Source organism: Pantoea sp. JZ29, assembly GCF_035190385.1.
Classification (GTDB): Bacteria; Pseudomonadota; Gammaproteobacteria; order Enterobacterales; family Enterobacteriaceae; genus Pantoea; species Pantoea stewartii.
Genome location: NZ_CP045241.1, coordinates 3,902,651 through 3,925,725 on the forward strand (window position 1 = coordinate 3,902,651; position 23,075 = coordinate 3,925,725).

At 52.6% G+C, this 23,075-nt stretch carries 26 protein-coding genes; 14 read left to right on the forward strand and 12 right to left on the reverse strand.

Annotation, left to right across the window (positions count from 1 at the left end; genetic code table 11):
• The first annotated feature begins 212 nt into the window (after nucleotides 1-212).
• Entirely contained in the window at nucleotides 213-1,646 is a 1,434-nt protein-coding gene (dacB, locus tag GC090_RS18130; RefSeq protein ID WP_033739262.1) for a serine-type D-Ala-D-Ala carboxypeptidase, read from the forward strand.
• A gap of 444 nt (nucleotides 1,647-2,090) precedes the next feature.
• On the opposite strand, the gene cgtA is transcribed toward dacB, so the two are convergent.
• The 3 genes from cgtA to rplU form a co-directional block, all read right to left on the reverse strand.
• A complete protein-coding gene (gene cgtA, locus GC090_RS18135) occupies nucleotides 2,091-3,263 on the reverse strand; it encodes an Obg family GTPase CgtA (protein ID WP_033739183.1) in 1,173 nt (390 codons plus the stop codon).
• Between the two features lie 243 nt (nucleotides 3,264-3,506).
• Nucleotides 3,507-3,764, reverse strand: a complete 258-nt coding sequence (gene rpmA, locus GC090_RS18140) for a 50S ribosomal protein L27 (RefSeq protein ID WP_006121751.1) — start codon at nucleotides 3,762-3,764, stop codon at nucleotides 3,507-3,509.
• 15 nt (nucleotides 3,765-3,779) lie between these two features.
• Nucleotides 3,780-4,091 carry a 50S ribosomal protein L21 gene (rplU, locus tag GC090_RS18145; RefSeq protein WP_006121750.1) on the reverse strand — a complete coding sequence of 104 codons (312 nt, stop codon included), beginning with the start codon at nucleotides 4,089-4,091 and terminating at the stop codon, nucleotides 3,780-3,782.
• A 255-nt stretch (nucleotides 4,092-4,346) separates the two neighbouring features.
• Here rplU and ispB point away from each other — a divergent pair, with 255 nt between their 5' ends.
• Complete coding sequence (ispB, locus tag GC090_RS18150; RefSeq protein WP_006121749.1) at nucleotides 4,347-5,318, forward strand: octaprenyl diphosphate synthase; 972 nt, start codon at nucleotides 4,347-4,349, stop codon at nucleotides 5,316-5,318.
• A 220-nt stretch (nucleotides 5,319-5,538) separates the two neighbouring features.
• Nucleotides 5,539-5,820 (forward strand): helix-turn-helix domain-containing protein, encoded by a 282-nt coding sequence (locus GC090_RS18155; protein WP_006121748.1) that lies wholly within the window; start codon nucleotides 5,539-5,541, stop codon nucleotides 5,818-5,820.
• Between the two features lie 73 nt (nucleotides 5,821-5,893).
• Here the strand turns inward: GC090_RS18155 and murA are convergent, their stop codons facing one another.
• The 7 genes from murA to mlaF form a co-directional block, all read right to left on the reverse strand.
• Nucleotides 5,894-7,153 carry a UDP-N-acetylglucosamine 1-carboxyvinyltransferase gene (gene murA, locus GC090_RS18160; protein ID WP_006121747.1) on the reverse strand — a complete coding sequence of 420 codons (1,260 nt, stop codon included), beginning with the start codon at nucleotides 7,151-7,153 and terminating at the stop codon, nucleotides 5,894-5,896.
• 63 nt (nucleotides 7,154-7,216) lie between these two features.
• Nucleotides 7,217-7,474 (reverse strand): BolA family iron metabolism protein IbaG, encoded by a 258-nt coding sequence (gene ibaG / locus GC090_RS18165; RefSeq protein ID WP_006121746.1) that lies wholly within the window; start codon nucleotides 7,472-7,474, stop codon nucleotides 7,217-7,219.
• Nucleotides 7,475-7,596: 122 nt separating this feature from the next.
• A complete protein-coding gene (gene mlaB / locus GC090_RS18170; RefSeq protein WP_006121745.1) occupies nucleotides 7,597-7,893 on the reverse strand; it encodes a lipid asymmetry maintenance protein MlaB in 297 nt (98 codons plus the stop codon).
• Nucleotides 7,893-8,525 (reverse strand): phospholipid-binding protein MlaC, encoded by a 633-nt coding sequence (mlaC, locus tag GC090_RS18175; RefSeq protein ID WP_324021626.1) that lies wholly within the window; start codon nucleotides 8,523-8,525, stop codon nucleotides 7,893-7,895. Before mlaC ends, mlaB begins: the two co-directional genes overlap by 1 nt.
• A gap of 15 nt (nucleotides 8,526-8,540) precedes the next feature.
• Nucleotides 8,541-9,092 (reverse strand): outer membrane lipid asymmetry maintenance protein MlaD, encoded by a 552-nt coding sequence (gene mlaD / locus GC090_RS18180; protein WP_006121743.1) that lies wholly within the window; start codon nucleotides 9,090-9,092, stop codon nucleotides 8,541-8,543.
• Between the two features lie 4 nt (nucleotides 9,093-9,096).
• Nucleotides 9,097-9,879, reverse strand: coding sequence for a lipid asymmetry maintenance ABC transporter permease subunit MlaE (gene mlaE / locus GC090_RS18185; RefSeq protein WP_006121742.1), 783 nt, complete (start codon nucleotides 9,877-9,879; stop codon nucleotides 9,097-9,099).
• A 4-nt stretch (nucleotides 9,880-9,883) separates the two neighbouring features.
• Nucleotides 9,884-10,699, reverse strand: a complete 816-nt coding sequence (mlaF, locus tag GC090_RS18190; protein WP_006121741.1) for a phospholipid ABC transporter ATP-binding protein MlaF — start codon at nucleotides 10,697-10,699, stop codon at nucleotides 9,884-9,886.
• Nucleotides 10,700-10,911: 212 nt separating this feature from the next.
• Between mlaF and GC090_RS18195 the strand changes: the two genes are divergently transcribed.
• The 11 genes from GC090_RS18195 to npr all read left to right on the forward strand — a co-directional run bounded on the left by GC090_RS18195 (nucleotide 10,912) and on the right by npr (nucleotide 18,903).
• A complete protein-coding gene (locus tag GC090_RS18195; protein ID WP_324020603.1) occupies nucleotides 10,912-11,892 on the forward strand; it encodes a calcium/sodium antiporter in 981 nt (326 codons plus the stop codon).
• Nucleotides 11,893-11,908: 16 nt separating this feature from the next.
• Nucleotides 11,909-12,895: an arabinose-5-phosphate isomerase KdsD gene (gene kdsD, locus GC090_RS18200; protein WP_006121739.1), complete on the forward strand. Its 987-nt coding sequence runs from the start codon at nucleotides 11,909-11,911 to the stop codon at nucleotides 12,893-12,895.
• Between the two features lie 13 nt (nucleotides 12,896-12,908).
• Nucleotides 12,909-13,475 carry a 3-deoxy-manno-octulosonate-8-phosphatase KdsC gene (gene kdsC / locus GC090_RS18205; protein WP_039338895.1) on the forward strand — a complete coding sequence of 189 codons (567 nt, stop codon included), beginning with the start codon at nucleotides 12,909-12,911 and terminating at the stop codon, nucleotides 13,473-13,475.
• The gene (lptC, locus tag GC090_RS18210) at nucleotides 13,472-14,053 is read left to right on the forward strand and encodes an LPS export ABC transporter periplasmic protein LptC (protein WP_262959772.1); all 582 of its coding nucleotides are present in this window, start codon (nucleotides 13,472-13,474) and stop codon (nucleotides 14,051-14,053) included. Before kdsC ends, lptC begins: the two co-directional genes overlap by 4 nt.
• Nucleotides 14,022-14,576, forward strand: coding sequence for a lipopolysaccharide ABC transporter substrate-binding protein LptA (gene lptA, locus GC090_RS18215; protein ID WP_033739170.1), 555 nt, complete (start codon nucleotides 14,022-14,024; stop codon nucleotides 14,574-14,576). Before lptC ends, lptA begins: the two co-directional genes overlap by 32 nt.
• A gap of 5 nt (nucleotides 14,577-14,581) precedes the next feature.
• Entirely contained in the window at nucleotides 14,582-15,307 is a 726-nt protein-coding gene (lptB, locus tag GC090_RS18220; protein WP_324020604.1) for an LPS export ABC transporter ATP-binding protein, read from the forward strand.
• Between the two features lie 48 nt (nucleotides 15,308-15,355).
• Nucleotides 15,356-16,792 (forward strand): RNA polymerase factor sigma-54, encoded by a 1,437-nt coding sequence (gene rpoN, locus GC090_RS18225; protein ID WP_033739167.1) that lies wholly within the window; start codon nucleotides 15,356-15,358, stop codon nucleotides 16,790-16,792.
• Between the two features lie 18 nt (nucleotides 16,793-16,810).
• The gene (gene hpf / locus GC090_RS18230; protein ID WP_006121733.1) at nucleotides 16,811-17,098 is read left to right on the forward strand and encodes a ribosome hibernation promoting factor; all 288 of its coding nucleotides are present in this window, start codon (nucleotides 16,811-16,813) and stop codon (nucleotides 17,096-17,098) included.
• A gap of 152 nt (nucleotides 17,099-17,250) precedes the next feature.
• Nucleotides 17,251-17,730, forward strand: a complete 480-nt coding sequence (gene ptsN / locus GC090_RS18235) for a PTS IIA-like nitrogen regulatory protein PtsN (protein ID WP_033739256.1) — start codon at nucleotides 17,251-17,253, stop codon at nucleotides 17,728-17,730.
• A 49-nt stretch (nucleotides 17,731-17,779) separates the two neighbouring features.
• Nucleotides 17,780-18,634 carry an RNase adapter RapZ gene (rapZ, locus tag GC090_RS18240; RefSeq protein WP_006121731.1) on the forward strand — a complete coding sequence of 285 codons (855 nt, stop codon included), beginning with the start codon at nucleotides 17,780-17,782 and terminating at the stop codon, nucleotides 18,632-18,634.
• A complete protein-coding gene (npr, locus tag GC090_RS18245; RefSeq protein ID WP_006121730.1) occupies nucleotides 18,631-18,903 on the forward strand; it encodes a PTS phosphocarrier protein NPr in 273 nt (90 codons plus the stop codon). Before rapZ ends, npr begins: the two co-directional genes overlap by 4 nt.
• 2 nt (nucleotides 18,904-18,905) lie before the next feature.
• Here the strand turns inward: npr and mtgA are convergent, their stop codons facing one another.
• Nucleotides 18,906-19,625, reverse strand: a complete 720-nt coding sequence (mtgA, locus tag GC090_RS18250) for a monofunctional biosynthetic peptidoglycan transglycosylase (protein ID WP_205957192.1) — start codon at nucleotides 19,623-19,625, stop codon at nucleotides 18,906-18,908.
• A gap of 872 nt (nucleotides 19,626-20,497) precedes the next feature.
• Nucleotides 20,498-22,834: an aerobic respiration two-component sensor histidine kinase ArcB gene (arcB, locus tag GC090_RS18255; RefSeq protein WP_033739163.1), complete on the reverse strand. Its 2,337-nt coding sequence runs from the start codon at nucleotides 22,832-22,834 to the stop codon at nucleotides 20,498-20,500.
• Nucleotides 22,835-23,075 lie beyond the last annotated feature (241 nt).

Here is a 23,075-nt window from a genome sequence, read left to right on the forward strand (position 1 = left end):
GCATCCTGACCGGTGACTGCAGAAAAAAGCGTTCTGCGGCGCCATGCCTCATTTTGCAAATAAAAGAAGACTGACCCGGAAATGTTCCAGGCCAGAAAAGGTTTTGCAATTTGATACGTATTTTACCCCAGAGTTCCCTGCGGGTCATCGTTTACTTTGCACCGTCCAGGGACGTAGTATTGTCGCCTTCACCTGTCAGTTGCCGCGAGATTATGCGATTTTCACGACTTGTTACCGGATTAACCTGTGCGTTTATGCTGCAGGCACAAGCAGCACCCGTTGATGAATACATGCAGTATCTGCCAGATGGTGCCAACCTGGCTTTACTGGTGCAAAAAGTGGGCGCAACTACGCCGATCATTGATTACCACGGGAAACAGATGGCGCTTCCCGCCAGTACCATGAAAGTCATCACCGCGCTGGCGGCATTACTGGAACTGGGCGGTGATTATCGTTTTCAAACGACCTTTGAGACCAAAGGTGCGCTGATCGATGGCACACTGAATGGCGATCTTGTTGCCCGTTTCGCTGGCGATCCCACGCTGGGCCGCCAGGATCTGCGTAATATGGTCGCAGCCTTAAAAAAACAAGGCATCACGCATATCAAAGGCAATCTGGTCATTGATACCTCGGTGTTTGCCAGCCATGATGCGGCGCCGGGTTGGCCGTGGAACGATATGACGCAGTGCTTTAGCGCACCGCCCGCTGCGGCTATCGTCGATAAAAACTGTTTCTCCGTGTCGCTCTACAGTGCGGATAAGCCCGGCGAAAACGCCTTCGTGCGCATCGCCTCTTATTATCCGGCGCACATGCTGAGCCAGGTGCGCACCATTGGGCGCAACAGTGGCGAGGGTCAGTATTGCGAACTGGATGTGGTGCCAGGTGAGCTGAACCGCTATACCCTGACCGGCTGTCTGCGTCAGCGTAGCGATCCCCTTCCGCTGGCCTTTGCCGTTCAGGATGGTGCCGCCTGGGCCGGCGAGATTCTGAAATCTGAACTGCGTTCCGCCGGTATTGATTACAGCGGACATCTGCTGCGCCAGACACAGGTCACTGAGCCGGGCACCGTGCTGGCCTCAACCCAGTCTGCGCCGCTGCATACGCTGCTGCATATGATGCTGAAGAAGTCCGACAATATGATCGCCGACACGGTGTTCCGCACCATTGGCCATCATTACTTTAATGTGCCGGGCACCTTCCGCGCCGGGTCAGACGCGGTGCGCCGTATCCTGCGTGAAAAAGCGAATATCGATTTGGGTAACAGTATTCAGGTTGATGGTTCCGGCTTGTCGCGCCACGATCTCATCTCTCCTGCCACCATGATGCAGGTGCTGCAGTACATTGCGCAAAATGACAGCAAGCTGGATTATATTTCCATGCTGCCCCTGGCGGGTCATGACGGCACGCTGCAATATCGCGGCGGCCTGCATGAAGCCGGTCTGGATGGCAAAGTCTCTGCCAAAACGGGTTCACTGCAGGGCGTTTACAACCTTGCCGGTTTTATCACCACGTCCAGCGGGGCGCGCGTCGCGTTTGTGCAGTTCCTGTCCGGCTATGCGGTACCGCCGGAAGATCAGCGCACGCGCCGTATTCCACTGGTGCGGTTCGAAAGTCGGCTCTATCGCGATATCAACAAGAACTACTAACTGATGTCGATAAAAGCGCAGTGGGATCAACGCCGCTGCGCTTTTTTATTGCCCTGACAGGCGTTCGCCCTTCCCCTTTGCCTCACTGTTTTATTCTTACTGCCATCGCGTTAGTGACGTTCCTCGGGCTGACGCCACGGGCCATTAAACACGCCGTGAGCCGCGACACGTTAGCCACGTAAGTGAACCTCAGGCTTTTATGCGAAGGAGGGAAAGCATAGTGAGATATAGGCTGTATGAAGAAACTGGCAGACATACGCCAGGGCTGCGCGGGTGAACCCAGCGCCTGCCCGCTGGATTTCGGCGTATACGTCGAAGCGGGTAGCAGGAGGTTTGTTCCCTGCCTGCGGCATTTGAGTTATCAACGGCAAGGCGTGATAGCGGGCAAAGACAGGCCGGAAAGAAAACTGCCCCCATTCCGGCAGAAGGGGGCAGCAAAGTGTGTTAACGCTGATAAATGATTTCGACGCCTTCGTCGTCATCTTCATCCCAGTCGTCATCCCACTCTTCATCGTCTTCAACAGCCGCGTTCTCGAGGGCTTCTTTGTGGTAGTCGTCCCACATGAATTCCACTTTCTCAGGCTGTTTTTCTTCAACGTCCGCTTCTTTCGGATTGGCGTTGATAAAGCTCATCACATCCCAGCACAGGTCGGTCACGCCCTGACGGCTGGCCGCCGAGATAAGGTAGTACTTCTCTTCCCAGCCCAGCGCCTCAGCAATGGCTTTTGCGCGCGCCTGTGCTTCTTCTTCATCAATCAGATCGACTTTGTTAAACACCAGCCAGCGCGGCTTGTTGAATAACTTATCGCTGTATTTTTCCAGCTCACCCAGAATAATACGGGCGTTCTCAACCGGATCGCTCTCGTCAATCGGGGCGATGTCAATCAGGTGCAACAGAACACGGCAGCGTTCCAGATGTTTCAGGAAGCGAATCCCCAGACCGGCGCCTTCTGCAGCACCTTCAATCAGCCCCGGAATATCGGCGACGACGAAGCTCTGCTCGCTGTCCATACGTACAACGCCCAGGCTGGGTACCAGGGTGGTAAAAGGATAATCAGCCACTTTCGGCTTGGCAGCGGAAACCGCACGGATAAAGGTGGATTTACCGGCATTCGGTAAGCCCAGCATGCCCACGTCAGCCAGCAGCATCAGCTCCAGTTGCAGGTCACGTTTCTCGCCTGCGGTGCCCATGGTTTTCTGCCGTGGGGTACGGTTGACCGAGGATTTAAAACGGGTGTTACCCAGACCGTGCCAGCCGCCTTTTGCCACCATCAGCGTCTGCTGGTGACGCGTCATATCGCCCAGTGTCTCGCCCGTTCCCTGGTCAATAACGCGGGTTCCGACGGGGACTTTAATCGTAATATCTTTGCCGCGTTTACCCGTACAGTCGCGACTCTGACCATTCTGACCACGCTCAGCGCGGAAAGATTTTTCGAAACGATAATCGATCAGGGTGTTAAGGTTTTCGTCAGCGACTAAATATACGTCACCGCCGTCACCACCATCACCGCCGTCCGGGCCGCCTTTTGGGATATATTTTTCACGGCGGAAACTGACACAGCCATTACCGCCATCACCTGCGACGACCAAAATTGTCGCTTCATCAACAAACTTCATTTTCTTTCTCCGTCACACAATCGTCTGCAACAGGCTGCAAACGGGTCCGCCAGGGTCGTTCTGCGCTGACCAGCGGCGGATAAATCAAAACTGGCTCTCGCCAGCATGTACATAAAGTGTACAACACGCAGCCAGGCTATGTCGCCTGTCTGGCGACAGGTCGCAGAATGTAAAAAGCCCCGCAAGAGTTGCGGGGCCTTCAATTCGTGCGTTCAGACGGTAGCCGTCTGCGTCACGACAACCTTACTCAGCAACGATGCTGATGTATTTACGGTTGTTCGGACCTTTAACTTCGAATTTTACTTTGCCGTCTGCGGTAGCAAACAGAGTGTGGTCACGACCACAACCTACGTTGTTACCGGCGTGGAATTTGGTACCACGCTGACGAACGATGATGCTACCTGCCAGAACAGATTCACCACCGAAACGTTTTACACCCAGACGTTTTGCATTGGAGTCACGACCATTTCGAGTCGAACCACCAGCCTTTTTATGTGCCATTTGTCAGATCTCCTCTTACGCCGTGATACCAGTGATTTTCACATCAGTGAACCACTGGCGATGGCCAGCTTGCTTACGGTAGTGCTTACGACGACGAAACTTAACGATTTTAACTTTCTCGCCACGACCATGAGCAACAACTTCTGCCTTGATCACACCGCCTGAAACCAGTGGCGCGCCGATTTTCACGTCTTCGCCATTTGCAATCATCAGAACCTGGTCAAACTCGATGGTTTCACCGGTTGCGATGTCCAGCTTTTCCAGGCGAACGGTCTGACCTTCGCTTACTCGGTGTTGTTTACCACCACTTTGGAAAACCGCGTACATATAAAACTCCGCTTCTGCGCTTGCCTTTTAGTTCATCAGGCGGCGCGCTAAATATTCACAATAGGGCGCGAATTCTACGCAAAACTCAAACAGAAGACAAGAGCACTTTGCACACTCTTGCAGAAAAAAAACACAGGCTCAATGCAAACGTTTCTCAACCTGAAAATTCAAGTACAATCAGTAACAGATTACTGAACGCTGGCTGGGTAAAACCGCTTACCATGGCAGAGAAACGAGTCATAGCTGAAAAGACGAATGAACTTAGAACAGATTAACGAATTAACCGCACAGGACATGGCTGCCGTTAACCAGACCATACTCGACCAGCTGAATTCAGATGTCTCGCTCATCAACCAGCTGGGTTATTACATCATCAGTGGCGGCGGTAAACGCATCCGGCCCATGATTGCCGTGCTGTCTGCTCGCGCCATGGGTTACCAGGGCGATTTACACGTGACCAACGCGGCGCTAATCGAATTTATCCACACCGCCACGCTGTTGCATGACGATGTCGTGGATGAATCCGATATGCGCCGTGGAAAAGCCACCGCGAACGCCGCATTTGGTAACGCGGCCAGCGTACTGGTCGGTGATTTTATTTATACCCGCGCTTTCCAGATGATGACCAGCATGGGCTCGTTGCGCATTCTGGCGCTGATGTCCGAGGCGGTGAACGTGATCGCTGAAGGAGAAGTGCTCCAGCTGATGAACGTCAACGATCCCGACATCACCGAAGAGAGCTATATGCGGGTGATATACAGCAAAACCGCGCGCTTATTTGAAGCCGCCTCTCAGGCCTCGGCGATCCTGGCGGAAGCGACGCCAGCGCAGGAAAAAGCGCTGCAGGATTACGGACGTTATTTGGGAACGGCTTTCCAGTTAATCGATGACTTACTGGACTACAGTGCCGATGGTGAAACCCTGGGCAAAAATACCGGTGACGATCTCAGCGAAGGTAAACCCACGCTGCCTCTGCTTCATGCTATGAACAACGGATCGCCTGAACAGGCTAAAATGATCCGTGAGGCGATTGAACAGGGGAACGGCCGCCATTTACTGGCTCCCGTTCTGGAAGCAATGAACCAGTGCGGCTCTCTGGAATGGACGCGCAAGCGTGCTGAGCAGGAAGCGGATAAGGCCATCGCGGCATTACAAATCCTGCCTGAAACCCCATGGCGCACAGCGCTGGAATCTCTGGCTCACATGTCGGTTCAACGCGATTTCTAATCGCTGACGGGGCCTGACGGCCTCGTCTTCTTTCTTTCCCCCGCCGCTGTTGCAGTCATTACCATCCTTTTGCGTCAGGCCGCGCAGTTCTGTCTGCTTACGGAAATATTACTGGAACCTTATGGAAACTTTCTGATATAAACCACCATAAGTTTCCAGATGTATTTTAAAGCACGTCAGAATCCCCCGCGCGCTTCGCACTGACAAGGAGAAAACAGTAATGCAAAAAAGGACAGAGGACTGGCATCCTGCCGATATTATTGCCGCACTGCGCAAACGTGGTACAACGCTGGCGGCATTGTCCCGCCAGGCAGGATTAAGCTCATCAACACTGGCTAACGCCCTTTCACGGCCATGGCCAAAAGGGGAATGGCTGATTGCTGATGCGATCAATGTCCACCCATCAGAGATATGGCCAAGCCGCTATTACGATCCTGAAACGAACAGCCTACTGGATCGAAAAAAACGTGTGCGATCGTCCGATCAGACGACCAAAAACTAACATCGGGTTAGTGCCAGACGAAAAAAAACCAGCCCGTATGCCAGGCTGGTTTTTTACAGGCCTGTCCGAAACATTATTCGCCGCTGACGCGCTCGATGTTTGCGCCCATCGCTTTTAGCTTATCTTCGATATGCTCATAACCCCGATCGATGTGGTAAATGCGATCGACCAGCGTTGTGCCTTCCGCAATACACCCTGCCAGCACCAGGCTTGCCGATGCACGGAGATCCGTCGCCATCACCTGCGCGCCCGACAAGGTTTCCACACCGTGACAGATTGCGGTATTGCTCTCAATTTCTGCGTGAGCACCCATACGAATCAGTTCAGGGATGTGCATAAAACGGTTTTCAAAAATGGTTTCGGTGATTAGCCCCGTGCCTTCCGCGACCAAATTCAGCAGGGTGAACTGCGCCTGCATATCGGTCGGGAAACCCGGATGAGGAGCGGTACGCACGTTGACCGCTTTAGGGCGCTTACCGTGCATATCCAGGCTGATCCAGTCTTCACCGGTTTCAATGTCTGCACCGGCATCACGCAGTTTCGCCAGCACTGCGTCCAGAGTGTCAGGCTGCGCATTGCGGCACAGCACTTTCCCCCCCGAAATAGCAGCCGCCACCAGGAAGGTGCCGGTCTCAATACGGTCTGGCAGGACGCGATAAACCCCACCGCCCAGACGCTCAACGCCTTCAATGGTGATTTTATCCGTGCCTGCGCCCGAAATTTTTGCACCCAGCGTATTAAGGAAATTGGCGGTATCCACGATTTCAGGTTCACGCGCCGCGTTCTCAATCACCGTGGTCCCGGTTGCCAGCGTCGCGGCACTCATAATGGTCACCGTCGCGCCTACGCTGACTTTATCCATCACGATCAGCGCCCCTTTCAGGCGACCGTTAACTGAGGCTTTTACATAGCCTTCTTCCAGCTTAATCTCGGCACCCAACTGCTCAAGACCTGAGATATGCAGGTCTACCGGACGCGCACCGATGGCGCAACCGCCGGGCAGTGAGACTTCGCCCTGACCGAAACGGGCCACTAACGGACCAAGCGCCCAAATAGAGGCACGCATGGTTTTCACAAGGTCATAGGGTGCACAAAAAACGTCTACGCCGCTGGCATCGACGTGAACGGAACCGTTGCGCTCAACCTTCGCACCTAACTGGGTTAACAGCTTCATAGTGGTGTCGATGTCACGCAGCTTCGGCACATTCGTAATCTCAACCGGCTCTTCGGCCAGTAAAGCTGCAAACAGAATTGGCAGTGCGGCGTTCTTCGCCCCGGAAATGGTGACTTCACCACTTAAACGGGTGGGGCCTTGCACACGAAATTTATCCATTAACACGGTTCTCAATTAACTGGCTATTAAACGGTCGCGCAGGTGGCGCAGCCCTTGCGGGGATCAGAAACCGTTCAGTTTACGGTCACGCGCCCACTCTGCAGGCGTGTAGGTTTTGATGGATACCGCATGAATGCGGTTATCCGCAATGAATTCCATCAGCGGCGCATAAACAGCCTGCTGTTTCTTAACGCGGCTTAACTCACCAAACAGTTCGCCCACGGCGATCACCTGGAAATGGCTGCCATCGTTGCTCATGACATGAACTTCTTCTAAAGGCAGTGCTGCCATCAGCACAGCCTGAATTTCACTGTTTTCCATTGCTCTTAACTTCACTTAATAATAATAAGGCTGACATAGTAGAGGAAAGTGCCTGATTCTTAAATACGCAAAAGCCCCTGTCGGCGACCGGGGCTAAGGCTGAGAAGGCGAATACAGGCGCTTTAATCCGCAGAAACAATAATTTGTTGCAGGTTGTAAAGGGTGATCAACGACTGCAGTTTGTCACCGATGCCAACAAACTGCAGCGCGCCGCCCTGCTGCGAGACGATTTCCCGCAGGTGGACCAACAGCGCCAGGCCTGAGGTATCCACACGTTCCAGAGCTGAAACGTCGATCAGCGTCGCCCCGCTAATCAACGTTTCACGCTGCTCCCAGAGATCCAGCAGCGTGTCACGATCCAGCTCACCTTCCAGCCGTAGCGTGTTCGCCTCGCGGCTCCAGTGCAGTGAGGGCTGCATTATTTGTTTTGATCCAGTGTGATTGGCTGTTTCGCTGACGCTTCAAGTTGCGCAGTCAATGCATCAATCCCTTTCGTACGTAACAGATCGCCCCACTCATTTTGTTTCGTGGTGATCATGCTGACCCCTTCTGCGATCATATCGAACGCCTGCCAGTTACCGGTCTGGCTGTTTTTACGCCACTGGAAATCCAGGCGCACTGGCGGACGGCCCTGAGGATCGATGATCGTCACGCGGATGGCGACAATATTGGCATTGCCCAGCGGTTTCGCAGGTTCGATCTGGTAAGTCTGACCGTGATAAAGCGCTAACGCCTGGCCATAGGCCTGAGCCAGATAATCACCAAAAGCCTTAAAATAGGCTTCGCGCTGTGCCGGTGTGGCTTCCCGATAGAAACGGCCCAGGACTAACGCCCCCGCATATTTAATCTGCACATAAGGCAGCAGCTCCTGGCGGACAATATCACGCAGGTAGTTGGGATCCTGCTTGATTTTCGCCTGCTTGCTTTTCAGGCGGGTAAAAGTTTTATTAGCCGCTTCATTCATCAACGTGTAAGGATTGCTTTGATCGGCTGCTGTCGCCGCCAATGGCGCGATCGCCAGCATGGCAATCATCAGAAAACGTTTAAACATCATGTTATCCCTCTGTTAAGGTTGAGCGGCTGCGGGAGCGGCAGTATCGCCACCCTGCGCATCCTTACTGTCACCGGTTTGCTTGTTACCTTTGTTGTCGCCGCTTTTATACAGGAACTGGCCTATCAGGTCCTCCAGTACCATCGCCGACTTGGTATCACGTATCGTGCCACCATCGTTTAACATCGCCGAGCCCAGCTCAGGATCGTCAAAGCCAACGTTTAACGACAGAAATTGCTCGCCCAGCAAGCCCTGAGTACGGATGGCCAGCGAACTGGTGTCCGGAATCTGGTTGGCATACTTGTCGCTGATATCCATCGTGACGCGTGGCAGTAATGTTTTCGGTTCAAGTGAAATATCTGTCACCCGACCAATCACGACACCACCAATTTTAACAGGCGAACTGACTTTCAGGCCGCCGATATTATCGAAGGTGGCATACAGCTTCCAGGTGGGTTCTGTCCCCAGCGATTTAAGATCCGCCACGCGCAGGCAAAGGAACAGCACCGCTAACAGTGCCATGATCATAAAAACGCCAACCCAAATTTCGCTTTTTTTGCTTTGCATCGCATCAATTCCCAAACATCAGTGCTGTCAGCACAAAATCTAAACCGAGGACCGCCAGTGATGCATGCACCACGGTGCGCGTCGTGGCGCGACTAATACCTTCAGAGGTCGGAATCGCATCGTAACCATTAAACAGCGCGATCCAGGTAACCGTGACGGCAAAAACGGCGCTTTTAATAATGCAGTTAACCACATCGCTACGAAAATCGACGGCATTTTGCATCGCCGACCAGAAGAAGCCAGGGTCAATACCTTTCCAGCTCACGCCCACCAGCGCGCCGCCGGTAATCCCTACGGCGGTGAAGATGAGTGCCAGCAGCGGCATGCTGATAAAGCCTGCCCAAAAACGTGGTGAGACAACACGGCGCAGAGGATCGACCGCCATCATCTCCATGCTGGACAGCTGTTCCGTGGCCTTCATCAGCCCAATCTCAGCCGTTAACGCCGACCCTGCCCGACCGGCAAACAGCAGGGCTGTGACAACCGGCCCCAGTTCACGTAGCAATGACAGTGCCACCAACATGCCCAGGCTGGTTTCTGCACCATAGGTGTTTAATACCAGATAGCCCTGCAACCCCAGCACCATGCCGATAAATAACCCGGAGACCACAATGATCACCAAAGACAGGACGCCAATGCTGTAGAGTTGTTTGACTAACAGCGGGAAGTGTTTGCGAAACGCGGGTTTACCGACCAGCGCATGAAAAAGCATCAATCCGGCACGCCCAAAGCTGGCGCAGGTTCCAATCCCCCGACGTCCTAATGACGCCAGTGCTTTTAACAACATCAGCTTAGCTTCTCCCTGACCCGGTTAAATCGGCCAAATAATCGCCCGCCGGAAAACGAAACGGTACGGGCCCGTCCGCAATGCCGTCGATAAACTGGCGCACGCGTGGGTCATTGTTGGCACGCAAATCAGGCGTGGTCCCGTGCGCGATAATTTTTTGTCCCGCCACGATATAAGCATAATCGGCAATACTTAACACTTCAGGCACGTCATGCGACACCACAATGCATGTCAGTCCCAGTGCATGGTTAAGCTCATCAATCAGTTTAACCAGTACGCCCATCGTAATAGGATCCTGACCTACAAACGGCTCATCGAACATAATTAACTCAGGCTCCAGAGCAATAGCCCGAGCCAGGGCCACCCTGCGCGCCATTCCGCCCGAAAGCTCCGCAGGTTTCAACTGCGCGGCACCCCGTAACCCCACGGCTTCCAGCTTCATCATGACTGTGCTGTGCAGAAGCGCCGCCGGCAACCGTGTGTGTTCACGAAGCGGCCAGGCCACATTTTCGTAGACGGTTAAATCGGTAAAAAGTGCACCGGACTGAAACAGCATGCTCATCTTTTTACGCGCTTCATACAATCGGGTGCGCGACAATGTCGGAATGTTCTCGTCCCGGAACCAGATCTCGCCGCTGTCAGGCTGAAGTTGCCCGCCAATCAAGCGCAGCAGCGTTGTTTTCCCGATCCCTGACGGCCCCATGATCGCCGTCACTTTGCCTTTGGGTACCGTAAGGGAAATATCGTCGAAAATTTTGCGATCGCCACGTGAGAAACTCACGCCACGAACCTCAACCAGGTTCGTTTTTTGTTGGATCATTATCACCTCTATTACGGATCGGGCGTAAACATAGGGTACGATGGTAGCCTGTTAAGGTTAAACGCACGATAGCTTTACAGAAACTTAATGCAAAGATTTGGCGAAAACGGTCATAAAATTTACTTTTGTCGCTCGGACGGTCAAAATCAGCGCCTGTTTTGTCACATCGAACCTGAAGGCAAGCCAACAGGGGTTTTAAGCAAGGATTTTTCATGTTCGTCGCAACCGCACTGCTGATTATCGGACTGCTTTTACTGGCTTATGGTGCCGATCGTCTGGTGTTTAGTGCTGCAATACTTTGCCGATCGTTCGGGATCCCACCGTTAATCATCGGCATGACCGTCGTCAGTATCGGTACCTCGCTTCCGGAGATCATCCTTTCCTTCTCCGCTGCGCAGTATGGCCAAATGGATCTGGCGGTGGGCACCGCGCTTGGTTCGAACATCACCAATATACTTTTGATTCTCGGCGGCGCGGCGCTGTTGCATCCGCTCAGCATCCATTCCAACTTAATTCGCCGTGAACTGCCGCTGATGGTGCTGGTCTCATTACTGAGCGGTATTACGCTGTTTGATAACTATCTTAGTCGACTGGACGGTATCGCCCTGATTGCCATCGCCGCGATTTATCTGATTGTGACTATTCACATCGCGCGTAAAGCAGAAAATGACAATAACGATACGCTGACGCGTGAACAACTGGCTGAGCTGCCACGCGAAGAAACGGGTAACACCGTGGCCTTTCTCTGGCTGGCTGTCGCCCTGATTATCCTGCCCATGTCAACACACATGGTGATTGATAATGCGACGGTCTTTGCCGACTACTTTGGCGTGAGTGAACTGGTTATGGGGCTGACGCTTATCGCCGTCGGCACCAGTCTGCCGGAGCTGGCTACGGTCATCGCCGGTGCGTTGAAAGGCGAAGATGATATTGCGATTGGCAACCTGATTGGGGCCAATATTTATAACCTCGCTATCGTGTTGGGCCTGCCGGCACTGATTCACCCCGGCAGCGTCGATTATCACGCTTTTGCACGCGATTACTGGATAATGCTTGGCGTAAGCGTACTGTTCGCCATGCTTTGTCTGTTGCGCCACCGCCGCATTGGCCGTACGGCGGGGACGCTTTTACTCTGTGGTTTCTTCGTCTGGGTAACGTTGCTGTGGCTACAGCCAGCGTTTATGGGCGGCTAAAAAGGACAGATTTGCCATGTCACATCAGCAACCAACGGTAGAGTTTGATTTTCAGCGAGCCGGTAAAACGGTTCTGCGCATTGAGCGCGAAGGCCTTGAGCAGCTTGACCAGTATATCAACGAGGCCTTTTCCGACGCCTGCGCCATGATTTATGCCTGTAAGGGCAAAGTGGTGGTTATGGGCATGGGCAAGTCAGGTCATATTGGTAAAAAAATGGCGGCGACTTTTGCCAGCACCGGCACGCCGGCTTTCTTTGTGCATCCAGCGGAAGCCAGCCACGGCGACCTGGGAATGGTGGGTAAAGACGACGTGGTGCTTGCCATTTCGAATAGCGGTGAATCCAGCGAGATTCTGGCGCTGATTCCGGTGGTTAAACGCCAGCAGATTAAACTGATCTGCCTGACCAGTCGACCTGAAAGCGCCATGGCTCGGGCCGCCGATATTCATCTTTGCGTCAAGGTGCCGCAGGAAGCCTGTCCGATGGGCCTGGCACCTACAACCAGTACCACCGCAGCCCTGGTGATGGGCGATGCACTGGCGGTCTCCCTGCTGGAGGCTCGCGGCTTCACGCCTGAAGATTTCGCGCTGTCGCATCCGGGCGGTGCGCTGGGCCGTAAACTGCTGCTGCACGTGAGCGATATCATGCACAGCGGTGATGAGTTACCGCACGTCACGCGGGATGCATCATTGCGGGATGCGTTGCTGGAGATAACCCGTAAAAATCTGGGCCTGACCGTGATTGTTGACGATTTGATGAAGATTGAAGGCGTTTTTACCGATGGTGACCTGCGCCGCATCTTTGACATGGGCATCGATTTTCAAAAAGCGACCATTGCAGAAGTCATGACGCGTGGCGGCATCCGCGTACGTCCGAACGTGCTGGCCGTCGATGCGCTGAATTTAATGCAAACCAAAAACATTACCTCCCTGCTGGTAGCCGATGACGACCATCTGCTGGGTGTGGTACATATGCATGACATGCTGCGCGCAGGCGTAGTGTAAACAGGAAGACACAATGCAGTCTGAGATTGCCGCTATAGAAACATGTTACGGCCCGGTCAGTGCCGACATTATGGCCCGTGCCGGGCACATTCGCCTGCTGATTTGCGATGTGGACGGCGTGATGTCTGATGGCCTGATCTACATGGGTAACAGTGGAGAAGAACTGAAAACCTTTAATGTGCGCGACGGTTACGGCATTCGTTGCCTGCTGACCTCGGACATTGAAGTGGCTATTATTACCGGCCGCACGGCCCGGTTACTGGAAGACCGCTGCAAAACGCTGGGGATTCGCCATCTTTATCAGGGGCAATCAGATAAGCTTTTGGCCTATCGCGAACTTCTGGATACACTGTCGCTCTCTGACGAGCAGGTGGCTTATATTGGTGACGATCTGATCGACTGGCCAGTTATGGCAAAAGTAGGGCTCAGCGTAGCGGTGGCCGATGCGCACCCGCTGCTGTTAGCGCGAGCGCGTTACGTCACACGTATCGCCGGTGGGCGCGGCGCAGTGCGTGAACTGTGCGATCTCATTTTGATGGCGCAAAATAAATTTGAGGATGCCAAAGGGCAATCAGTATGAGTAAAAGCAGGCGTTGGATAACGTTGGGGCTGGCCTTGATTGCGCTGGTGCTCATTGGCTGGAATTTCACTAACCGGGACAGCGACGATGGCGCACCGGTAATGAATAATGATCAAACGCCAACCTACACCAGTGCCAATTCGCATACCTTAGTCTACAACCCTCAGGGTGGCCTGGCTTATAAGCTGATCTCGGACAAAGTTACGTATTTCGAAAATACGGGAACCAGCTGGTTTGATAATCCGGTCATGACAACCTACGACGAGAATAAAATGCCGACCTGGACGGTACGTTCAGATAAAGCAAAGCTCACTAAAGATCGTATGCTGTATTTATATGGTCATGTTGAGCTGAATGCGCTGGCGCCAGATTCTGAACTGGAGCGCATCAAAACGGATAACGCTCAGGTCAATCTTGTCACTCAGGACGTCGCCTCGGACGATCAGGTGACGTTATATGGCCGCAGTTTTAACTCTACCGGCATGAAAATGCGTGGAAATTTACGGACAAAGCAAGCCGAGTTACTCGAAAAGGTCAAAACCTCTTATGAAATTCAAAATGAACAAAAACAGCATTAAGTTTTTACTGGCCAGCCTGCTGCTTGCAGCCAGCCTGCCGGCGCTGGCGCTGACCGGTGACTCGGACAAACCCGTTAATATCGACTCTGAAAATCAGTCGCTGGACCTGCAAGGCAACGTCGCGACCTTTACCGGTAATGTGGTCGTGACTCAGGGGTCGATCAAGATTACGGCAGATAAAGTCGTGGTGACCCGTCCGGGCGGCGACAGCAAAAAAACTATCGTTGATGCTTACGGCAATCCGGCGACCTTCTATCAGATGCAGGACAACGGTAAACCGGTACAGGGACACGCGTCCAAACTGCATTACGAGCTTGCTAATGACTTTGTTGAGCTGACGGGCAATGCGTACATTGAGCAGTTGGACAGCAATATTAAAGGCGACCGCATTACTTACCTGGTCAAAGAGCAAAAAATGCAGGCTTACAGCCAGGGCCAGAGCAAGCGCGTGACCACAGTTCTGGTGCCGTCGCAGTTGCAGGACAAGCCCGCGTCAACCAATAGCGAAAAAAAGAGTAACTGATCACTATGGCCACATTAATCGCAGAAAACCTGGCGAAGGCGTACAAAGGCCGTCGCGTGGTTGAAGACGTCAGTCTGCAGGTAAAATCCGGTGAAATCGTCGGCCTGCTCGGCCCAAACGGTGCCGGTAAAACCACCACCTTCTATATGGTGGTCGGGATTGTTCCGCGCGATGCGGGCCGCATTGTCATCGACGATGAAGACATCAGTATTCTGCCGCTCCACGCGCGTGCGCGTCGCGGTATCGGCTACCTGCCCCAGGAAGCGTCAATCTTCCGGCGTCTGAGCGTTTACGACAACCTGATGGCCGTGCTGCAAATTCGTGATGATTTAACCGAAGAACAGCGACAGGATCGGGCGAATGAGCTCATGGATGAGTTCCATATTGCACATCTGCGCGACAATATGGGACAGTCACTGTCGGGCGGTGAACGTCGCCGTGTGGAAATTGCCCGTGCGCTGGCCGCAAATCCCAAATTCATTCTGCTGGATGAGCCTTTTGCCGGTGTTGACCCGATTTCCGTTATTGATATCAAAAAGATTATTGAACATCTGCGCGACAGTGGGCTTGGCGTGTTAATCACTGACCACAACGTGCGTGAAACGCTGGCGGTCTGTGAACGGGCCTATATTGTCAGCCAGGGCAACCTGATTGCTCACGGTGCGCCGAATGAAGTCCTTGCAGATGAGCAGGTTAAACGTGTTTATTTGGGTGAAGAGTTCAGACTCTGATAAGGTGTCGTTAATACTGATGGTTACCCGGGAATATTCATCCTGTCTATGAAGCAAGGTTTACAACTCCGGCTCAGCCAGCAACTGGCGATGACCCCACAACTGCAACAGGCGATACGTCTGTTGCAGCTTTCTACGCTTGAACTTCAGCAAGAGCTACAGCTGGCCCTGGAAAGTAATCCCCTGCTTGAACAGACTGAACAGCATGAAGAAATAGACGCAAAAGAGTATCAGGAAGGCGAAGCGGGACTTGATACGCGTGAAGCGCTGGAACAAAAGGATATGCCCGAAGAGCTGCCGCTCGACGCGACCTGGGATGAAATCTATACCGCGGGAACGCCATCAGGAACCGGTACGGACTATCAGGATGACGAACTGCCCATCTACCAGGGCGAAACCACCCAGTCGCTGCAAGATTATCTGATGTGGCAGGTTGAGCTGACGCCGTTTAGCGATACCGATCGGGCGATCGCGACGTCTATCGTCGATGCCATTGACGATACGGGTTATCTTACCGTTTCGCTTGAAGACATTCTCGACAGTATCGGCGACGATGAGCTGGAAATGGACGAAGTTGAAGCCGTTTTAAAGCGCATTCAACATTTTGATCCGATCGGCGTAGGTGCACGTGATTTGCGTGATTGCCTGCTGGTACAGTTGTCGCAGTATGCGCCTGAAACGCCAACGCTCTCTGAAGCCCGCCTGATCGTCAGCCATCATCTTGATCTGCTGGCCAACCATGATTTCCGCAGCCTGATGCGCGTCACGCGTTTAAAGGAAGACGTACTGAAAGAGGCAATGCTGCTGATTCAGTCGCTCGATCCACGTCCGGGCCAGTCGATCAATACTGGCGAACCTGAATACGTTATTCCTGATGTGTTGGTCCGTAAAGTTGCGACGCGCTGGACGGTAGAACTCAATACCGACAGTCTGCCGCGGCTTAAAATCAACCAGCACTATGCCGCCATGGGCGGTGCTGCGCGTAATGACAGTGACAGTCAGTTTATCCGCAGTAATTTGCAGGAGGCGCGCTGGCTGATCAAAAGTCTGGAAAGCCGCAATGAGACGCTGTTAAAAGTCTCACGCTGCATTGTTGAACAGCAACAGGCCTTTTTTGAGCAGGGCGAAGAGTTTATGCGTCCGATGGTGCTGGCCGATATTGCCCAGGCGGTGGATATGCATGAATCCACGATTTCCCGCGTCACCACGCAAAAATATCTTCACAGCCCGCGTGGCATTTTTGAACTGAAGTATTTTTTCTCCAGTCATGTTAATACTGAAGGAGGAGGCGAAGCCTCATCTACTGCGATACGGGCACTGGTAAAAAAATTAATCTCGGCGGAAAATCCCGCTAAGCCCTTGAGTGACAGTAAACTGACCTCCATGTTATCTGATCAAGGGATCATAGTGGCACGTCGTACCGTTGCAAAATATCGAGAGTCTTTGTCCATACCGCCTTCAAACCAACGTAAGCAGTTGGTTTAACAGAGAGAAGGAAGACCTATGCAGCTGAACCTTACCGGGCAAAATGTTGAAATCACCGAGCCACTGCGTGAATTCGTCACGGCGAAATTTGCCAAACTGGAACACTACTTTGATCATATCAACCAGGTATATGTTGTCCTGAACGTTGAGAAGGTGACACAGGTTGCTGATGCCACATTGCACGTTAACGGGGGCGAGCTGCACGCCACATCGGAAGCGGAAGATATGTATGCGGCAATTGACGGGCTGATTGACAAGCTGGCCCGTCAACTGACCAAATATAAAGACAAGTTAAAAAAACACTAACCTTCACGCTGGCAGGCGCGCCGGGCGCGCAGAGCTGAAAGGATGGGGCGGATTAACCGCCCCGTTTTGTCATCTGTGCCAGCGCCATGATTCCGCTACGTGATTACCGCGTACCGGTTTACTGGCTAAGTGAACTCGCAAGTGAAACGAAAATGAACAATGATTTAACACTGGAACTGAGCACAGTGCTTTCGCCAGACTGCACCCGCAGCAGCGTACACTGCCAAAGCAAAAAACGGGCGCTGGAAATTATCAGTGAACTGGCCGCTAAGCAGCTCAACCTGCCGCATCAAACGCTGTTTGAAGCGATACTGACCCGCGAGCGCATGGGAAGTACCGGTATTGGCAACGGTATTGCCATCCCGCATGGCAAGCTGGAGGAGGATACGTTACGTGCCGTCGGCGTCTTTATCAGCCTTGAGCAACCCATCGCATTTGATGCCGTGGATAATCAGCCTGTCGATCTCCTTTTTGCGCTCCTCGTGCCCGCGGACCAGTGTAAAACTCACTTACATACACTGTCGTTAGTCGCCAAACGGCTGGCGGATAAAACGGTTTGCCGCCGTCTGCGTGCTGCGCAGAGCGATGAAGAGCTGTATGCCATCATTACCGAAGAACAAACAGAGCAATAAAGCGCGTGATTTACCGGCGTGAGCCGGCTTTAAAACGGGAGAGAAGGTCATGGTGCTGATGATCGTCAGCGGTCGGTCAGGCTCAGGAAAATCAGTGGCGCTGCGCGCGCTGGAAGACATGGGTTTTTACTGCGTGGATAACCTGCCGGTCGTGTTGTTGCCTCAGCTGGCAGAATCACTGGTTGAGCGCAATATCTCAGCGGCGGTGAGTATCGATGTGCGTAACATGCCTGAGTCGCCTGAAATTTTTGAAACCGCGCTCAATAATCTGCCTTCCGGATTCTCGCCCCAGTTGCTGTTTCTTGATGCCGACCGCAATACGCTGATCCGCCGTTACAGTGATACGCGTCGCCTCCATCCCCTGTCCAGCAAAAATCTGTCGCTGGAAAGCGCGATTGATGAAGAGAGTGACCTGCTCGAGCCGCTGCGCTCGCGTGCCGATTTGATCATTGATACGTCAGAGATGTCGGTGCATGAACTGGCTGAGATGTTGCGTACCCGCTTACTGGGTAAACGCGAGCGGGAGCTGACTATGGTGTTTGAGTCGTTTGGCTTCAAACATGGTATTCCCATTGATGCGGACTACGTCTTTGACGTGCGTTTCCTGCCCAATCCACACTGGGATCCCAAACTGCGCCCGATGACGGGGCTGGATCGTCCCGTCGCGGCTTTTCTGGATCGTCATACCGAAGTCCATAACTTCATTTATCAGACACGCAGTTATCTGGAACTCTGGCTGCCCATGCTGGAAACGAACAACCGCAGCTATCTCACCGTGGCGATTGGTTGCACCGGTGGCAAACACCGCTCGGTGTATATTGCAGAACAGCTCGCTGATTATTTCCGCTCACGGGGTAAAAATGTACAGTCCCGTCATCGCACACTGGAAAAACGTAAATCATGACCGTTAAGCAAACCGTGGAAATCAGAAACAAGCTGGGCATGCATGCACGCCCCGCCATGAAGCTGTTTGAACTGGTGCAAAGTTTCGATGCCGAAGTGCTGTTACGCAACGAGGCCGGCACAGAAGCCGAAGCCAGCAGCGTTATCGCGTTGCTGATGCTGGATTCCGCCAAGGGCGGCCATATTGAGATCGAAGCCAGCGGCCCCCAGGAAACTGACGCGCTGGCCGCCGTCATTGAACTCTTCGAAGCCGGTTTCGACGAAGAGTAACGTCAGTCCAGATGATTGCGCTGCAGGAAGCCCTCTCCTCCCAGTTGGCGCATCTGTCGGAGTATCCATTGCTGGCGCTGACGCACATAGCCTGACGGCGCGTCGGCACGAAAGCGCAGCGGGTTAGGTAAAACGGCCGCCAGTAACGCCGCTTCTGACATGGTTAAGCGACTGGCAGGCTTGTTGAAAAAACGCCGGGACGCCGCCTCAACACCAAAGGTCCCTTTACCAAACTCCGCGATATTCAGGTAAACCGTTAAGATCCGGCGTTTAGTCCAAACGGTTTCCAGGCCGACCGTCAGACCCGCTTCCAGTCCTTTACGCATCCAGCTACGTCCATCCCACAAAAACAGATTTTTAGCCGTTTGCTGTGACAGCGTTGACGCACCGCGCATCCGGTTATCATCGCTGTCCAGTACAGACTGAATGGCTGCCACATCAAAGCCCCAGTGGTGAGGAAAGTTTTGATCTTCCGACGCGATAACGGCCAGCCTTATCCAGGGCGACATCGCCTGTGTCCCCACCCAATCCGAGTGTGAGATGTAGCTGAAATCGCCACGCAGCCAGGCACCGATCTGGCGTTCAGCCATCACGGCAGAGAAAGGCACCGGGAGAAAGGAAAAAAGTAAAATACCTGCCAGCCACAGCCCTGCCCAAATCAGCAGAATGCGCAGCACAATGCGCTTTACACCCTGCCAAAGCTTCCCTTTATGCTTACTCATACAATCGTCTCATCATTATGTCGTTTTTTAATTAATTTCAGGTGTAATCACCCCTGATGATAAAAAGCATTCCTGAAAAATTCGCCGTCCGGACCTGTCACCTTTATGATATGGCAAAGAAAATGCATCTGCGATGCAACAATAGTATGAATGAGTTCAATAAGTTCCCTTAAAAAGGAATCGGTTCCATTTGCGAAGTCTCACACCATTCCTTGTAGGGCGATGAGACTAATTCGTGATAATTGCAGCCATCAATGTTTCATAAAACTTATATTTTATTTCGGGCGCGTCTGAACACAGGCTGCAGCAATGCGGCAGGCATTAACGTACTTATGGCATTTCTTCACCGCAATACATGTTTTTTTATTAATACGTTTCCCCAAACATTACAAACTTTTCTATTGATAAAACCTTTTAAGCACCAGGGCGGATGACGTTTTCCGAAACGTTTTGGACCTTCCTGACCCGATCCTTTCATTATTCTTTATTATCATAAGCTTATAGCCAATTTAGTTCGCATCAGTGACGAATCATTTGTGTTAAGAGGCTTAACACAGGCTTTGTTAACAAATTTGGGTTAAACCCGTACAAAAAACAGAACTTTTGTTCAAAAAACAACCAATGTAACGGTAAAATTGATTCCTTTCTTGACTATGTTGGCAAATTAATGTTTCCTGTATTTAAACGCTGTTCAACATCACAAATTTTAATGAATCTTGTCACAAGCTAATTCGAATTTGATAAGGTGTTGCATGTGTTAACCAATACCCGTTGTTGCCTTGAAAAACACTAAGCATAGCAGCAGCGACTTTTTCCCTGGTGTTGGCGCAGTATTAGCGCACCCCGGCCTCGGCTGGGGTCATTTTTTTGGATCACCGCTGTTTCTCAGCCACCCACTCGCGCAATATCTGCACATCGTGCCGCCATTCACGCTTCAGCTCTTCCACCCATTCGCCCACGTTATCCCACCAGGCCGGTAATTCTGGGCTTTGAATTTGTTTCGCGATCTGTTGAAGATGCTGTAAGCCAACGGACCCTGCGGCACCTTTGATTTTATGGCCCTCTTCAGCAATGCCTTTTTCGTCGCGTGCCATCAGGTTGGAGTCCAGTACCTCCAGGTAGCCCGGCATCATCTGTTCGAAGATGGTCAGGCTTTGCGTAATCAGACCGGGTCCCACCAGCTCCAGATACTGTTCAAGCATTGGAATGTCCAGCAAGGTATCGGACTGACGACTGCCCGGCGTCATAACGGCCTGATCATCGTTTCCGGGTTGGTCATCCCAAAACTTTTTGATGATGGCCGTTAACGCAGGTACGGCAAGCGGTTTACTGAGCACATCGTCCATGCCCGCATCAAAATACTCTTTTTTGTCTTTCAATACGTTGGCGGTTAAGGCAACCAGCGGCGGCAAATGCGCATCAGGATACCGTTGACGAATGGCACGCGACACGTCCATGCCGGTCATATCCGGTAACTGAATATCCAGTAGCACCAAATCGAACTCCAGCGGGTCAAACATCTCAAGCGCTGCTTGCCCCGTCATGGCAACGTCCACGCTGCATCCCAGTTTTTCCAGAACCGAGCGTGCCACAATGACGTTCAGCTCAATGTCTTCCACCAACAGCACGTGCAGGGCCGGAAGCGGCAGCGTATCGTCAACGCCTTCATCTTCTACTTCCTCGGCAATACGCGGCGCTTTAATCACCACGGTAAAACAGGAGCCCTGGCCCGGTGCACTACTGACGCTGATATCCCCGCCCATCGCCTGCGCCAGACGGCGGGAGACCGCCAGGCCGATACCGGTTCCGGTTGCCGGTTTGCCGCCATGCTGATCGGTAACCTGATAATACATGGCAAAAATTTTGTCCTGCTCTTCCTCGCGAATGCCCTGCCCGGAATCCTGTACCTCAAAGCGCAGCGTTTCATCCTGTTCATAGGCAATACGTACGATGATTTCACCCTGCTGAGTAAACTTCACGGCATTGCCGATCAGGTTCCACAGGATCTGCCGTAGTCGTGTACCATCCGTTGAGATTTTATGGGGCAGCGGTAACTGCGGGGCCATGACAAACTTCAGGCCTTTTGGCTGCGCCAGCAAGCCAGAGAGATTCTCCAGATCGGCCAGGAAACTGGTGAAATCCAGCGGCTGGTTGTCCAGCTGTACCTTGCGTCGCTCGATTTTGTCCACTTCGATGACGTCGTTAAAGATATTGCCCAGGGTGATAGCAGAGACATGGATGGTTTTCAGGTATTTGAGCTGCTCCTGATTCAGATCGGTATCCAGCAAAATGCGGCTCAGTCCGACAATGCCGTTAAGCGGCGTACGAAGCTCGTGGCTGATCGTAGAGATAAAGGTGGTCTTTTCCCGGCTCGCGTTCTCCAGCGCGTCCTGATAGCGTTTACGTTCGGTTATATCGCGGCCAAAACCCATCAGGCCGCTGCGCTTACCGACCCGGTCGTAATAGGGCACTTTACGAATTTCAAAACAGGCTTTCCGCCCATCGGGATACTGCAGCCACTGCTCATAGGTGAGCGAGACGTTATGACGAAAGACTTTTTCATCGGTTTCCAACACTTTAGTCGCCGTGTCATTGTCATAAATATCATGTGGCGTGAGCCCGATAAGCTGTTTTTCACTTTTACCAGTCAGCAGCTCCATGGCGCGGTTACAGCCTGAGAACTGCTTGTCGATATTGCGATAAAAGACCAGATCTGGTGATGCATCCAGAAAAGAGCGCAGGAAAGACGACTGTTGTTCCAGCTCTATTTGCGCCTGCTCGCGCCGCGCCACCTCTTCGCGTAGCTTAGCCATGACCTGCTCACGTGCCTGCTCCGCTTTTTTACGATCGGCAATTTCCTGATTGAGTCGGGAAATGGTCTCTTTCATCTGCTGATTCAGCTCAAGATCGCGCGTACGCATTTCTTCCAGCTTATCCACCAGCCTGGCAAGACGCTGGCGTGACTCTTCCAGCTGATCGACCACCACGGAAAGAAAATAAACCGCCCAGGGCGTGATCAACAGACCGAAAAAGACCGATCGCACCATATCGATACTTTCGACATGGCCACGCAGTACCATGGTCACCGCCATCTGCACAATCATGGCCAGCACGACCAGTGCAGACGCCAGCAGCAGCGAAAAACGGATCAGGCCAAGCTTGACCATTAAATCAACATAATATTGCGCCAGCAGGCGAATCTGTTTCATAAACACTCCCTGGGTGAGAACAGCCACATGATAGCGTATTTACGTCACCGTCGTCTTAGTGCATCCGGCGAGATCGCGACCGTCATGCACTTATATGGTGCAAAACGCCGTTGCTTCGCCGACGTTTGCCCCATTATTGCTAAAACCCTTGACTAATTGTGCTAACTCAATGAATCTGTAGGGCCGTCTGCTAAACAGGCGCGCGTATACAACCTCTTCTTTTCCGTCTGACAAGGCTTTA